This is a genomic window from Salmonella sp. 32010601201800023SM (assembly GCF_017572235.1).
GTDB lineage: Bacteria > Pseudomonadota > Gammaproteobacteria > Enterobacterales > Enterobacteriaceae > Salmonella > Salmonella enterica.
Genome location: NZ_JAGEQS010000007.1, coordinates 108,882 through 124,049 on the forward strand (window position 1 = coordinate 108,882; position 15,168 = coordinate 124,049).

Genomic DNA, 15,168 nt, shown 5'->3' on the forward strand with positions numbered 1-15,168 from the left:
GGATAAAATGGTTATACGTGGGAAACTGTGAGGCAGATAACACCCTCCCCGGACGGGGAGGGCGGAAAAGTAACGTCACGATCAGTGGGCTTTCACCGTTTTTGCCGTTTTTTCTTTACACAGATAGCCGACGCCCAGGATAAGCAGCCATACCGGAATCAGCCACACGGAGATCGCCATACCTGGCGTCATCAGCATAATGATCAATACCGCCGCCATAAACAGCAGGCAGAGAACGTTGCCGAACGGATAAAACAGGGCCGGGAAGCGGGTTTTCACGCCCTGCTGCTGTTTCGCGCGACGGAACATCATATGGGCAAGGCTAATCATCGCCCAGTTAATGACCAGCGCGGAGACCACCAGCGCCATCAGCAGTCCGAATGCGGACTCTGGGGCCAGGTAGTTGAGCAGCACGCACAACGCCGTCACGACGGCGGAAACCAAAATGGAGCTCACCGGCACGCCGCGTTTATCGACGTTCAGCAGCGCTTTCGGCGCATTTCCCTGCTGGGCCAGACCGAACAGCATACGGCTGTTGCAGTAAACGCAGCTGTTATAAACCGATAGCGCGGCGGTGAGAACCACGATATTCAGTGCATTGGCGACAAACGTATCGCCCAGCTCATGGAAGATAAGGACAAATGGGCTGGTATCGGCGGTGACGCGAGTCCATGGCAGCAGCGAAAGCAGAACCGCCAGCGAGCCGATATAAAAAATCAGGATGCGATAGATAACCTGATTAGTGGCTTTGGGGATGCTCTGTTCCGGGTTATCGGCTTCAGCGGCGGTGATCCCTACCAGCTCCAGTCCGCCGAACGAAAACATAATAATGGCCATCATCATCACCAGCCCGGTCCAGCCATGCGGCAGAAAGCCGCCCTGTTCCCACAGGTTGCGCACGGTGGCCTGCGGACCAGCGGTATCGCTGAAGAGTAACCACGCGCCGAACAGAATCATAGCGATGACGGCGATCACTTTAATAATGGCGAACCAAAACTCCATCTCACCGAACACTTTAACGTTGGTCAGGTTGATGGCGTTGATAATCACAAAGAAGGCTGCCGCAGAAGCCCAGGTGGGGATCTCCGGATACCAGAACTGGATATATTTACCCACTGCGGTCAGTTCCGCCATGGCAACTAATACGTACAGCACCCAGTAGTTCCAGCCGGAAGCGAATCCGGCAAAGCCGCCCCAGTATTTATAGGCGAAGTGGCTAAAAGAGCCGGCGACCGGTTCTTCAACCACCATCTCCCCCAGCTGGCGCATAATCAGAAAGGCAATAAAGCCTGCAATCGCATAGCCCAGGATAATTCCTGGCCCCGCCGACTGAATAACGGAGGCGCTTCCCAGGAACAAGCCTGTCCCTATCGCGCCGCCCAATGCGATAAGCTGAATATGGCGGTTTTTCAGGCCGCGCTTGAGCTGCTCGCCGTGCTGCTGACTGTCCATCATAAAACCTCGTGTATCGGGCGCGGTTTATTCATAACGCGCTTATTTTGAACGATGCAGTAGTGCGTGTGTAAGTTTGCAATTCCGCTTTTTGTATTGATTTATTTACAAGCTCGTTTTTTAAAATGTCACTTCAACTCTTTCGTCTTGATCAGAATAATGGTATGTGGCCGCGAATGCACCTGCTTTGTGCAGGGGTGATGACGAGTTGCGTAAAAAGAAAGCACTTGTAAATACCTCCTTTTATTTTCCCTTCTAAAGGTTGATTTGTTTTTATTCATTATTTATGCATAAAAATGCATTTAATCTGCTGTTGAATCGGTTCAGATGAGATTTTTTATCGTTTCAAATACGTTAAATCTACCTCCAGGTGGGTAAATTTAACATTTGTGCACAGTTACAGTTTTGAAACATGATTTCTGTAAAATTGTTAAAATGTGCCTCCTTTACTGATTTCAATCAAAACCTGTATGGACAGAAGGTGAATACTTTGTTACTTTAGCGTCACAGACATGAAATTGGTAAGACCAATTGACTCCGGGCAAATGGCTTAAGACAGGAAATCATGGCCTACAGCAAAATCCGCCAACCAAAACTCTCCGATGTGATCGAGCAGCAGCTGGAGTTTTTAATCCTTGAGGGAACATTGCGTCCCGGAGAAAAACTCCCACCGGAACGTGAACTGGCAAAACAGTTCGACGTCTCCCGTCCCTCCTTGCGCGAGGCGATTCAACGTCTCGAAGCGAAGGGATTGTTGCTTCGTCGTCAGGGCGGCGGAACCTTCGTGCAGAGCAGCCTGTGGCAGAGCTTTAGCGACCCGCTGGTGGAACTGCTCTCCGATCACCCTGAATCCCAGTTTGACCTGCTCGAAACGCGCCATGCTCTGGAAGGCATTGCGGCTTATTACGCGGCGCTGCGCAGCACCGATGAAGATAAAGACCGTATTCGCGAGCTGCACCATGCTATTGAGCTGGCGCAAGAGTCCGGCGATCTGGATGCCGAGTCCGAAGCCGTGCTCCAGTATCAAATCGCCGTCACCGAAGCGGCGCACAACGTGGTATTGCTTCATCTGCTAAGGTGTATGGAGCCGATGCTGGCGCAAAACGTGCGGCAGAACTTCGAATTGCTGTATGCGCGTCGGGAGATGCTGCCGCTGGTGAGTACGCATCGCACCCGTATATTTGAAGCCATTATGGCCGGAAAACCAGAAGAAGCGCGTGAAGCGTCACACCGCCATCTGGCGTTTATCGAAGAGATTATGTTGGACAGAAGCCGTGAGGAGAGCCGTCGTGAACGCGCTTTACGCCGTCTGGAACAGCGCAAGAATTAGTTTTTTCTGGCAGAACGTTAACCAGAAGATGTTGTGAATAACGCGCAAAAATGTGCGCGGCAACTAAACGCAGAACCTGTCTTATTAAGCTTTCTGACGAAAGTTTAATGGGACAGGTTCCAGATAACTCAACGTATTAGATAGATAAGGAATACCCCCATGTCAGAACGTTTCCAAAATGACGTGGATCCGATCGAAACTCGCGACTGGCTACAGGCGATCGAATCGGTCATCCGTGAAGAAGGTGTTGAGCGCGCTCAGTATCTGATTGACCAACTGCTTTCTGAAGCTCGTAAAGGCGGCGTAAAAGTCGCGGCAGGCGCAGGGGCCAGTAATTACATCAACACTATTGCCGTTGAAGACGAACCGGAATACCCGGGTAATCTGGAGCTGGAACGTCGCATTCGTTCTGCTATCCGCTGGAACGCCATCATGACCGTGCTGCGCGCGTCTAAAAAAGACCTTGAGTTGGGCGGCCACATGGCGTCCTTCCAGTCTTCCGCCACGATCTATGATGTCTGTTTCAACCATTTCTTCCGTGCGCGCAACGAACAGGATGGCGGCGACCTGGTATACTTCCAGGGCCACATCTCTCCGGGCATCTACGCTCGCGCGTTCCTGGAAGGTCGTCTGACCCAGGAACAGATGGATAACTTCCGTCAGGAAGTTCACGGCAATGGCCTCTCTTCCTATCCGCACCCGAAACTGATGCCGGAATTCTGGCAGTTCCCGACCGTCTCTATGGGTCTGGGCCCAATCGGTGCTATCTACCAGGCGAAATTCCTGAAATATCTGGAACACCGCGGCCTGAAAGATACCTCTAAACAAACCGTTTACGCCTTCCTCGGCGACGGCGAGATGGATGAGCCGGAATCCAAAGGCGCGATCACCATCGCCACCCGTGAAAAACTGGACAACCTGGTCTTTGTTATCAACTGTAACCTGCAGCGTCTTGACGGCCCGGTCACCGGTAACGGCAAGATTGTTAACGAACTGGAAGGCATCTTTGCAGGTGCTGGCTGGAACGTTATCAAAGTCATGTGGGGCGGTCGTTGGGATGAACTGCTGCGTAAAGACACCAGCGGTAAGCTTATCCAGCTGATGAACGAAACCGTTGACGGCGACTACCAGACCTTCAAATCCAAAGACGGCGCTTACGTGCGTGAGCACTTCTTCGGTAAATACCCGGAAACCGCAGCCCTGGTGGCCGACTGGACCGATGAGCAGATTTGGGCGCTGAACCGCGGTGGTCACGATCCGAAGAAAGTCTATGCTGCACTGAAAAAAGCGCAGGAAACCAAAGGCAAAGCGACCGTAATCCTGGCCCATACCATTAAAGGTTACGGCATGGGCGACACCGCGGAAGGCAAAAACATCGCTCACCAGGTGAAGAAAATGAACATGGACGGCGTGCGTTACGTCCGCGATCGTTTCAACGTGCCGGTTGCCGATGCTGATCTCGAAAAACTGCCGTACATTACCTTCCCGGAAGGTTCTGAAGAACACAAATACCTGCATGAACGCCGTCAGGCGCTGCATGGCTACCTGCCAAGCCGTCAGCCGAACTTCACCGAGAAGTTAGAGCTGCCTCAACTTTCAGATTTCGGCGCGCTGCTGGAAGAGCAAAGCAAAGAGATTTCCACCACTATCGCTTTCGTGCGTGCTCTGAACGTGATGCTGAAGAACAAGTCGATCAAAGATCGCCTGGTGCCGATCATCGCCGACGAAGCGCGTACTTTCGGTATGGAAGGTCTGTTCCGTCAGATTGGTATCTACAGCCCGAACGGCCAGCAGTACACCCCGCAGGACCGTGAGCAGGTTGCTTACTACAAAGAAGACGAGAAAGGCCAGATTCTGCAGGAAGGTATCAACGAGCTGGGCGCAGGCGCATCCTGGCTGGCTGCGGCGACCTCTTACAGCACCAACGATCTGCCGATGATCCCGTTCTACATCTACTACTCTATGTTCGGGTTCCAGCGTATCGGCGACCTGTGCTGGCAGGCTGGCGACCAGCAGGCTCGCGGCTTCCTGATCGGCGGGACTTCCGGTCGTACTACGCTGAACGGCGAAGGTCTGCAGCACGAAGATGGTCACAGCCACATTCAGTCGCTGACTATCCCGAACTGTATCTCTTACGACCCGGCTTACGCTTACGAAGTGGCTGTCATCATGCATGATGGTCTGGAGCGTATGTACGGTGAGAAACAAGAGAACGTTTACTACTACATCACCACGCTGAACGAAAACTACCACATGCCGGCCATGCCAGCAGGTGCCGAGGAAGGTATCCGTAAAGGTATCTACAAACTCGAAACCCTCGAAGGTAGCAAAGGTAAAGTTCAGCTGCTGGGCTCCGGTTCTATCCTGCGTCACGTGCGTGAAGCAGCACAGATCCTGGCGAAAGATTACGGCGTAGGTTCTGACGTATATAGCGTGACCTCCTTCACCGAACTGGCGCGTGATGGTCAGGATTGTGAACGCTGGAACATGCTGCACCCGCTGGAAACCCCGCGCGTTCCGTACATCGCTCAGGTGATGAACGACGCTCCGGCTGTAGCATCTACTGACTATATGAAACTGTTCGCCGAGCAGGTTCGTACTTACGTACCGGCTGACGACTATCGCGTACTGGGTACGGATGGCTTCGGCCGTTCCGACAGCCGTGAGAACCTGCGTCACCACTTCGAAGTTGATGCTTCTTATGTGGTTGTTGCAGCGCTGGGCGAACTGGCTAAACGTGGCGAAATCGACAAGAAAGTGGTAGCGGATGCGATTACCAAATTCAACATCGATGCAGATAAAGTTAACCCGCGTCTGGCGTAAGAGGTAAAAGAATAATGGCTATCGAAATCAAAGTACCGGACATCGGGACAGATGAAGTTGAAATCACCGAGATTCTGGTCAAAGTGGGCGACAAAGTGGAAGCTGAACAGTCGCTGATCACCGTAGAAGGCGACAAAGCCTCTATGGAAGTCCCGTCTCCGCAGGCTGGCGTCGTGAAAGAGATCAAAGTCTCTGTCGGCGACAAAACCGAGACCGGTGCACTTATCATGATTTTCGATTCCGCCGAAGGTGCAGCCGACGCTGCACCTGCTAAGGCAGAAGAGAAGAAAGAAGCGGCGCCGGCAGCAGCACCTGCTGCGGCAGCGGCAAAAGACGTTCACGTACCGGATATCGGCAGTGACGAAGTTGAAGTGACTGAAGTGATGGTGAAAGTGGGCGACACCGTTGAAGCTGAACAGTCGCTGATCACCGTCGAAGGCGACAAGGCCTCTATGGAAGTGCCGGCGCCGTTCGCGGGCACTGTGAAAGAGATCAAAGTGAACACCGGTGATAAAGTGTCTACCGGCTCACTGATTATGGTCTTCGAAGTGGCGGGCGCAGCGCCTGCCGCAGCACCAGCGAAAGCGGAAGCCGCTCCGGCTGCGGCTGCTCCAGCAGCAGCGACGGGCGTAAAAGACGTTAACGTACCGGATATCGGCGGCGACGAAGTTGAAGTCACCGAAGTGATGGTCAAAGTCGGCGATAAAGTTGCCGCTGAACAGTCGCTGATCACCGTCGAAGGCGACAAAGCCTCCATGGAAGTGCCTGCGCCGTTCGCGGGCACCGTGAAAGAAATCAAAATCAGCACCGGCGATAAAGTGAAAACCGGTTCTCTGATTATGGTCTTCGAAGTAGAAGGCGCAGCGCCTGCGGCCGCTCCGGCTAAACAGGAAGCGGCGGCGCCGGCTCCGGCGGCGAAAGCTGAGAAGCCTGCTGCCCCGGCTGCCAAAGCGGAAGGCAAGTCTGAGTTCGCTGAAAACGACGCGTACGTTCACGCTACTCCGCTGATTCGCCGCCTGGCGCGCGAGTTTGGTGTAAACCTGGCGAAAGTGAAAGGCACCGGTCGTAAAGGCCGTATTCTGCGCGAAGACGTTCAGGCTTACGTGAAAGACGCAATCAAACGCGCGGAAGCTGCGCCGGCTGCTGCGGGCGGTGGTATCCCGGGTATGCTGCCGTGGCCGAAAGTGGACTTCAGCAAGTTTGGTGAAGTTGAAGAAGTGGAACTGGGCCGTATCCAGAAAATCTCTGGCGCGAACCTGAGCCGTAACTGGGTGATGATCCCGCACGTTACGCACTTCGACAAAACCGATATCACCGATCTGGAAGCGTTCCGTAAACAGCAGAACGCCGAAGCTGAGAAGCGCAAACTGGATGTGAAATACACGCCAGTGGTCTTCATCATGAAAGCGGTTGCCGCTGCTCTGGAACAGATGCCGCGCTTCAACAGCTCTCTGTCCGAAGACGGTCAGCGTCTGACCCTGAAAAAATACATCAACATCGGCGTGGCGGTTGATACCCCGAATGGCCTGGTGGTTCCGGTCTTTAAAGACGTGAATAAGAAGAGCGTGACCGAGCTGTCTCGTGAACTGACCACCATCTCCAAAAAAGCGCGTGATGGTAAGCTGACCGCTGGCGAAATGCAGGGTGGTTGCTTCACTATCTCCAGCATCGGCGGTCTGGGAACTACCCACTTCGCGCCGATTGTTAACGCGCCGGAAGTGGCTATCCTCGGCGTTTCTAAGTCGGCGATGGAACCGGTGTGGAATGGGAAAGAGTTTGTGCCGCGTCTGATGATGCCTATCTCTCTTTCCTTCGACCACCGTGTGATCGATGGTGCTGATGGTGCGCGTTTCATTACCATTATCAACAATATGTTGTCTGACATTCGCCGTCTGGTGATGTAATGAAAAAGCCGGCCCGACGGCCGGCTTTTTTTTGATAATCTCATGGAGTTTGTGAGGTTATTAGCGAAAGCGATAATTCGTGATCCGTTTGTTGTTTCAAAATTGTTAACAATTTTGTAAGATACGGGCGGATAGAACGACCCGGTGGATGATGGGCGATCAAGTACCCCGGACCGCCGGATACAAATAAAGAGGTCATGATGAGTACTGAAATCAAAACTCAGGTCGTGGTACTTGGGGCGGGCCCGGCAGGCTATTCTGCCGCTTTCCGTTGCGCTGATTTAGGTCTGGAAACCGTAATTGTAGAACGTTACAGCACCCTTGGCGGTGTTTGTTTGAACGTCGGCTGTATCCCTTCTAAAGCGCTGCTGCACGTAGCAAAAGTTATCGAAGAAGCCAAAGCGCTGGCTGAACACGGTATCGTCTTCGGTGAGCCGAAAACCGATATCGACAAGATTCGTACCTGGAAAGAGAAAGTGATCACGCAGCTGACCGGCGGTCTGGCGGGTATGGCCAAAGGCCGTAAGGTGAAAGTGGTCAACGGTCTGGGTAAATTCACCGGGGCGAACACCCTGGAAGTGGAAGGCGAAAACGGCAAAACCGTAATCAACTTCGATAACGCGATCATCGCGGCGGGTTCTCGTCCGATCCAATTACCGTTTATTCCGCATGAAGACCCGCGCGTATGGGATTCTACCGACGCTCTGGAACTGAAAGAAGTACCGAAGCGTATGCTGGTCATGGGCGGCGGTATCATCGGTCTGGAAATGGGTACCGTATACCACGCGCTGGGTTCAGAGATCGACGTGGTTGAAATGTTCGACCAGGTTATCCCGGCGGCTGATAAAGATATCGTTAAAGTCTTCACCAAGCGCATCAGCAAGAAATTCAACCTGATGCTGGAAACCAAAGTGACTGCCGTTGAAGCGAAAGAAGACGGTATCTACGTTTCGATGGAAGGCAAAAAAGCCCCGGCTGAAGCGCAGCGTTATGATGCGGTTCTGGTGGCGATTGGTCGTGTGCCGAACGGTAAAAACCTCGACGCGGGCAAAGCTGGCGTGGAAGTTGACGACCGTGGCTTTATCCGCGTGGACAAACAGCTGCGCACCAACGTGCCGCACATCTTCGCTATCGGCGATATCGTCGGTCAGCCGATGCTGGCGCATAAAGGCGTTCACGAAGGCCACGTTGCCGCTGAAGTTATCGCCGGGAAGAAACACTACTTCGATCCGAAAGTTATCCCGTCTATCGCGTACACCGAGCCAGAAGTGGCATGGGTTGGCCTGACCGAGAAAGAAGCGAAAGAAAAAGGCATCAGCTATGAAACCGCCACCTTCCCGTGGGCAGCTTCTGGCCGTGCTATCGCTTCTGACTGCGCAGACGGTATGACCAAACTGATTTTCGACAAAGAATCTCACCGCGTGATCGGCGGGGCGATTGTCGGTACCAACGGCGGCGAGCTGCTGGGTGAAATCGGTCTGGCGATCGAAATGGGCTGTGATGCGGAAGACATCGCGCTGACCATTCATGCGCACCCGACGCTGCACGAGTCCGTCGGTCTGGCTGCTGAAGTGTTCGAAGGTAGTATTACCGACCTGCCGAACCCGAAAGCGAAGAAGAAATAATCTTCTGTAGGTGGCAATGCGCCACCCGATACAGAAAAGCGGCTTTACAGCCGCTTTTTTTATGCATGGCAAATCAGATGTGTCAAATGATAGCGAAGGATAACGAAACCGCAAAATTTATCTTTTCCGCAGCAGTACGTTTTTCAAAGCTTATGCCGTCGGTAGTGCCTTTGTCTGTCATTTTCGATCAACTAATTGTTTCATAAGAAATACCTCTCCTTACTTTGTCATCACCCTGAAATTAGTAACCCTATAAAATAATAGCGAGCTAATTATGAGGTTTGATATATGAAACTTTTTCTGACAACAGCAGCGCTAACCGCGACGTTGGTTTCCGGCATGGCATTTGCCAGCGATCCCGTCATCCCCTGGGCGACTAACAGCGGTGGTACGGAAAGTACGCATATTGCGGCAATGGGCGAGGATTTGAATGCGCAGCATCAGCAGATCACCCACACGCATGAAGGCGTATGGGCGGCTAATTCCGGCAGCATTCAGGCTGATGAAGCCGCGCTGACCAGCAACAAGCCGCCGGTACAAGGCCACCCGGAATTAATGCTGCATCAGGGCTAATGATCACGGCCTGGCGATAACGCCAGGCGCTTACGGGTTATTCGGCGACCTGCCACTGCGCGTCTGGCGCAAAACGCGTGATAGCCTGAACTTTACTCTCCGTCTCCTTGCCTAAATCCGCCTGATAAATACGATCGTCCTGGTTGACCATAAAACTCATCACCCCGGTTTCGCCGTAATGCATCGGCCAGGCCAGAAGCGCCGCGCCGTGACCGTCGTTATCGCTGATAATACGGAAATGGTAGCCGTGGTAACCCTCGTCTGGCGCTGCGGGACTAAAGTTTGGGCCTAACGGACTGGGGACGTCGCCTGCTTTGGTTGGCCAGTACAGGCCATCTTTTTGGCCTTCGCTACTGATTATCCTGTGCGCCCAGCGATGGTTTTGCAAGTAATAGTCCTGCTGCGCATCAACGTAAGCATGCATGGCCTGTAAGGTAGAAAGTTCATTTCGCCCAATAGTACGGGTGAGGATCTCATTCCCGGCTGCCGCCATATCAAAGCGCCAGCCGCCAGTCTCTTTCACCATGGGCACCGGGAGCTGCCAGTCTTCTCGTCCGACATTCAGGTGCGCCGTATTGTCTTTCTGTACAATGCGATGGCCTTCGCGCCAGTCACGATTGAAGCGGGCCACGGCCTCGGGATCGGCACCTTCCGGCGGCAGAAATTGCCGCCAGTCATCGCCCAGTAGCGCGGTAAGCTGCGTTTCGTTTTTTCCGGCTACCGCCGCGGCGAAGGCGCTGGCGGCCGCTTCCGGGGAGGGGAACCGTTCCTGCGCGTAGCCCAGCAAGGGTAACGACAGTAACAGAGCGCTTAACATAACCTTTTTCATTATCTGCTCCGGTTAACGGCGATGAAATTCATGATGTTCAGAAAAATGTTCCCGCGCGGCGGCGCGTTGCTCGGTGTTTAAGTGACTGCCGCGACGGCTTTCCAGGCCGCGTAGCTGTTGCGATTGCCATGACGGCGATCGACTGTCGTTCCCGCTAAACACATTGGCGTGCATATTCTGGCGAAATGCCTGACGCTGTTGCGGCGTAGAGGATTCAATACGCTGGCGGGCGGTGTCTCTCTGCTGTTGTGAAACAGGGTGCTGCTGGGCTTTAGCCTTCAGCTCGGAACGATGCTGCTGCGTGGTGGATTTATTCAGTGTCTGCTGCGCCGCCTCGCGACGACTGCTGTTTTGTGTTCCGTCATAGCCACGGTAATTATTACGCTGGGCAATTTGATTTAACTGCTGCGATGCCGCTTTGCGCTGTCTATCGCGGGATGTCTCGCCTGACAGGTTAGCGGGTGATGTATGGCTGCGCTGTTGGAATTGCGCCATGGCCGCCTGGCGCTGACTGTCGCGAGACACTGGCGCTTGCTGCGTTGCGCTTAACCCGCCGCTAACATTGGTGGGATGGAACCGTTGCGCAACGGTATTATTCGGATAGGGGACGCCATTGCGCCAGGCGGGATTATGCTGCCAGCCCATCGTTTGGCCCGGCAGGTTTTGCCCGGATATCCGGTTGAAATTATTGACATTGATGTTGATATTATCGCCATTATGTTGATAACCGTTACCACCATGATGGTAATCATCATCATGATGGTCGTCGTCATGGTGGTGATGATCGTCGTCATCCCAGTCTATGCTGCTGAACAACGCATAGGTGGTGGCGACGCCCAGACTATAACCAAAACCTTTAACAAAACTATCGGCAAACTGCTGCCCCGGAGGGGGCGGTAAATACACCGGCGGATAAGCGGTATTGGGCTAGGCACCATACACCGTCGCGGGGTTATAGTTCGGCACGTACACCACCTGCGGATTCGCGGGTTCAATTTTGATGACGGTCGACGGTGTCGCTGGCGTACTGGCGGATGTGGTGGTTGTCGTCGTGACGGCGGTAGAAGCGCTGGACTTCGGCACGCTGGTGACGGTTTGCTGTGGCGTGGATTTTAGCGAACCGGTTTGTTGAGCGAGCAGACGCAGCCTTTGCACCGCATCCATCACATCCTGTGGCTGGGCTAAGAACGCATCGCCCAGGTTTTGCACCCATTGCGGATTCTCGCCCATAAGCGCCATCAACTGGGGAAAGGCGACCAGCGATTTGACGCTGGGGTCCCACGGTTGGCTGGCCACCGCCTGAATAGCGGCATCGCCCTGCAGCGTAGGGTTATCGCGCGACCACTGGACGGCCTGAACTACGTTCGCCGGGTAGGTGGAGGCCATGAGCACCTGCGAAAGCAGGGCATCGGGATAAAGCGCGACAGGCGCGACCCATTGATCAATTTGCGCAGTGGTAAAGGTCGTTTTCGCGACAGGCGCGGGCACAGCGGTCTGCGTTGGCTCAGAGGCGGGAGCTGCCGCCTGCGCGGGCGCTTCGGGAGCGCGGCTTTTAACATACAGTACGCCCGAAGCGGCAAATAACCCGGCACTGCACACAAGGGCAATGAGATGGGGTTTAAAGGGCAACGTCATTTTATCTCTCCCGATTCCCGAGAATCGCTATGGTCATTATGCCTGCCGCCGACGGGGTGCAGTTTGGCGTGAGTATAAAGGGACGATAGTTTAATTTTTAGCTAATGTTGGGATCGGTAACGTTACGTGACGATCAAAGCACGAAATGAGGTAAGCATTTATGGCTGCAGCTCCCGTCTCAGTAGAGCATTAGACCATCCTTAACGATTCAGCCACTTTTTTATGTTGCTTTTTTGTAAACAGATTAACACTTAAAGAAAATCCTGTTATTGTGCCTTATGCGGTACCGGGCATTTACCCTACTAACTACTGTCTCACAGGAGCGTGAAGAGAATCGCCCATCAACAAAAGCGCCGCATTATGACAATGAGAGCGAGGAGATATCGTCGTGCTAGAAGAATACCGTAAGCACGTAGCTGAGCGTGCTGCCCAGGGGATTGTGCCGAAACCTTTAGACGCAACCCAAATGGCTGCGCTTGTCGAGCTGCTGAAGACCCCGCCTGTGGGCGAAGAAGAATTCCTGTTAGACCTGTTGATCAACCGCGTTCCTCCTGGCGTAGATGAAGCCGCTTATGTTAAAGCCGGTTTTCTCGCTGCTGTCGCGAAAGGCGACACCACCTCCCCGCTGGTCTCCCCAGAAAAAGCCATTGAACTGCTGGGCACCATGCAGGGTGGTTACAACATTCATCCGCTGATTGATGCGCTGGACGATGCGAAACTGGCGCCGATTGCTGCCAAAGCGCTGTCCCACACTCTGCTGATGTTCGATAACTTCTACGACGTAGAAGAGAAAGCCAAAGCGGGCAATGAATATGCCAAACAGGTGATGCAATCCTGGGCCGACGCCGAATGGTTCCTGAGCCGTCCGCCGCTGGCGGAAAAAATCACCGTCACCGTTTTCAAAGTGACCGGCGAAACGAATACCGACGATCTCTCTCCGGCGCCGGATGCGTGGTCGAGACCGGATATCCCGTTACATGCGCAGGCGATGCTGAAAAACGCCCGTGAAGGCATTGAGCCGGATCAGCCAGGCGTTGTCGGCCCCATCAAACAAATCGAAGCATTGCAGAAAAAAGGCTACCCGCTGGCTTACGTGGGTGACGTGGTGGGCACCGGTTCTTCCCGTAAATCCGCGACCAACTCCGTGCTGTGGTTCATGGGCGATGACATCCCGAATGTGCCGAATAAGCGCGGCGGCGGCCTGTGCCTCGGCGGCAAAATTGCGCCTATCTTCTTTAACACTATGGAAGATGCGGGCGCACTGCCAATCGAAGTTGACGTTTCTAACCTGAATATGGGCGACGTGATTGACGTCTACCCGTACAAAGGCGAAGTACGCAATCATGAAACCGGCGAGCTACTGGCAACCTTCGAACTGAAAACCGACGTGCTGATCGACGAAGTGCGTGCCGGTGGTCGTATTCCGCTGATTATCGGCCGTGGCCTGACCACCAAAGCGCGTGAAGCGCTGGGTCTGCCGCACTCTGATGTTTTCCGTCAGGCAAAAGACGTGGCGGAAAGCAGCCGTGGCTTCTCGCTGGCGCAGAAAATGGTCGGTCGCGCCTGTGGCGTGAAAGGTATCCGTCCGGGCGCGTACTGCGAACCGAAAATGACCTCCGTCGGTTCTCAGGATACGACTGGCCCGATGACCCGCGACGAGCTGAAAGACCTGGCCTGTCTGGGATTCTCCGCCGATCTGGTCATGCAGTCGTTCTGTCACACCGCAGCCTATCCGAAGCCGGTTGACGTCACCACGCACCACACGCTGCCGGACTTCATTATGAACCGTGGCGGTGTCTCTCTGCGTCCGGGCGATGGCGTGATCCACTCCTGGCTGAACCGTATGCTGCTGCCGGATACCGTCGGTACCGGCGGTGACTCCCATACCCGTTTCCCGATTGGTATCTCTTTCCCGGCGGGTTCTGGTCTGGTGGCGTTTGCCGCCGCGACCGGCGTGATGCCGCTGGATATGCCGGAATCCGTGCTGGTGCGCTTCAAAGGCAAAATGCAGCCGGGCATCACCCTGCGCGATCTGGTACACGCCATCCCGCTGTACGCCATCAAACAGGGCCTGCTGACCGTTGAGAAGAAAGGCAAGAAAAACATCTTCTCTGGCCGCATCCTGGAAATCGAAGGTCTGCCGGATCTGAAAGTGGAGCAGGCGTTTGAGCTGACCGATGCTTCCGCCGAGCGTTCCGCTGCCGGTTGTACCATCAAGCTGAACAAAGAGCCGATTGTTGAATACCTGACCTCCAACATCGTCCTGCTGAAGTGGATGATCGCCGAAGGCTACGGCGACCGTCGTACGCTGGAACGCCGTATCCAGGGCATGGAAAAATGGCTGGCGGCCCCCCAACTGCTGGAAGCCGATGCTGACGCAGAGTACGCGGCGGTGATCGACATCGATCTGGCGGATATCAAAGAGCCAATCCTCTGTGCGCCGAACGATCCGGACGACGCGCGTCTGCTGTCTGACGTGCAGGGCGAGAAGATCGACGAAGTGTTCATCGGTTCCTGCATGACCAACATCGGCCACTTCCGCGCGGCTGGTAAGCTGCTGGATAGCCACAAAGGCCAGTTGCCAACCCGCCTGTGGGTGGCGCCGCCAACTCGTATGGACGCCGCGCAGCTCACCGAAGAAGGCTACTACAGCGTGTTTGGTAAGAGCGGGGCGCGTATCGAGATCCCGGGCTGTTCCCTGTGTATGGGTAACCAGGCGCGTGTGGCCGACGGCGCGACGGTGGTCTCCACCTCTACCCGTAACTTCCCGAACCGTTTAGGTACCGGTGCGAACGTCTTCCTGGCTTCTGCGGAGCTGGCGGCGGTGGCGGCGCTGATCGGCAAACTGCCGACGCCGGAAGAGTACCAGACCTACGTGGCGCAGGTGGATAAGACGGCGGTGGATACTTACCGTTACCTGAACTTCGACCAGCTCTCTCAGTACACTGAGAAAGCGGACGGCGTGATTTTCCAGACTGCGGTATAAAAGTGACTGGC

Annotated in this window: 8 protein-coding genes and 1 pseudogene; 6 read left to right on the top strand and 3 right to left on the bottom strand. The window is 54.4% G+C overall.

Going from position 1 to position 15,168, the window contains the following annotated elements; translation table 11 throughout:
- Positions 1-81: 81 nt before the first annotated feature.
- Entirely contained in the window at positions 82-1,455 is a 1,374-nt protein-coding gene (gene aroP, locus J4617_RS19270) for an aromatic amino acid transporter AroP (RefSeq protein WP_000969487.1), read from the bottom strand.
- 562 nt (positions 1,456-2,017) lie between these two features.
- Between aroP and pdhR the strand changes: the two genes are divergently transcribed.
- From pdhR to J4617_RS19295, 5 genes are all read left to right on the top strand, one after another.
- Entirely contained in the window at positions 2,018-2,782 is a 765-nt protein-coding gene (pdhR, locus tag J4617_RS19275; protein ID WP_000331771.1) for a pyruvate dehydrogenase complex transcriptional repressor PdhR, read from the top strand.
- Positions 2,783-2,941: 159 nt separating this feature from the next.
- A complete protein-coding gene (gene aceE / locus J4617_RS19280; protein ID WP_000003852.1) occupies positions 2,942-5,605 on the top strand; it encodes a pyruvate dehydrogenase (acetyl-transferring), homodimeric type in 2,664 nt (887 codons plus the stop codon).
- Positions 5,606-5,619: 14 nt separating this feature from the next.
- Positions 5,620-7,509, top strand: coding sequence for a pyruvate dehydrogenase complex dihydrolipoyllysine-residue acetyltransferase (gene aceF / locus J4617_RS19285; RefSeq protein WP_017465626.1), 1,890 nt, complete (start codon positions 5,620-5,622; stop codon positions 7,507-7,509).
- 200 nt (positions 7,510-7,709) lie between these two features.
- Positions 7,710-9,134 (top strand): dihydrolipoyl dehydrogenase, encoded by a 1,425-nt coding sequence (lpdA, locus tag J4617_RS19290; RefSeq protein ID WP_001537804.1) that lies wholly within the window; start codon positions 7,710-7,712, stop codon positions 9,132-9,134.
- 288 nt (positions 9,135-9,422) lie between these two features.
- Positions 9,423-9,707, top strand: coding sequence for a hypothetical protein (locus tag J4617_RS19295; RefSeq protein ID WP_208290707.1), 285 nt, complete (start codon positions 9,423-9,425; stop codon positions 9,705-9,707).
- A gap of 37 nt (positions 9,708-9,744) precedes the next feature.
- On the opposite strand, the gene J4617_RS19300 is transcribed toward J4617_RS19295, so the two are convergent.
- Both J4617_RS19300 and J4617_RS19305 read right to left on the bottom strand, forming a co-directional pair.
- Positions 9,745-10,536, bottom strand: coding sequence for a DUF2950 family protein (locus J4617_RS19300; RefSeq protein ID WP_000757452.1), 792 nt, complete (start codon positions 10,534-10,536; stop codon positions 9,745-9,747).
- 12 nt (positions 10,537-10,548) lie between these two features.
- Positions 10,549-12,171, bottom strand: a pseudogene (locus J4617_RS19305) (DUF3300 domain-containing protein).
- Between the two features lie 388 nt (positions 12,172-12,559).
- Here J4617_RS19305 and acnB point away from each other — a divergent pair.
- Positions 12,560-15,157, top strand: coding sequence for a bifunctional aconitate hydratase 2/2-methylisocitrate dehydratase (gene acnB / locus J4617_RS19310; protein WP_017465629.1), 2,598 nt, complete (start codon positions 12,560-12,562; stop codon positions 15,155-15,157).
- Positions 15,158-15,168 lie beyond the last annotated feature (11 nt).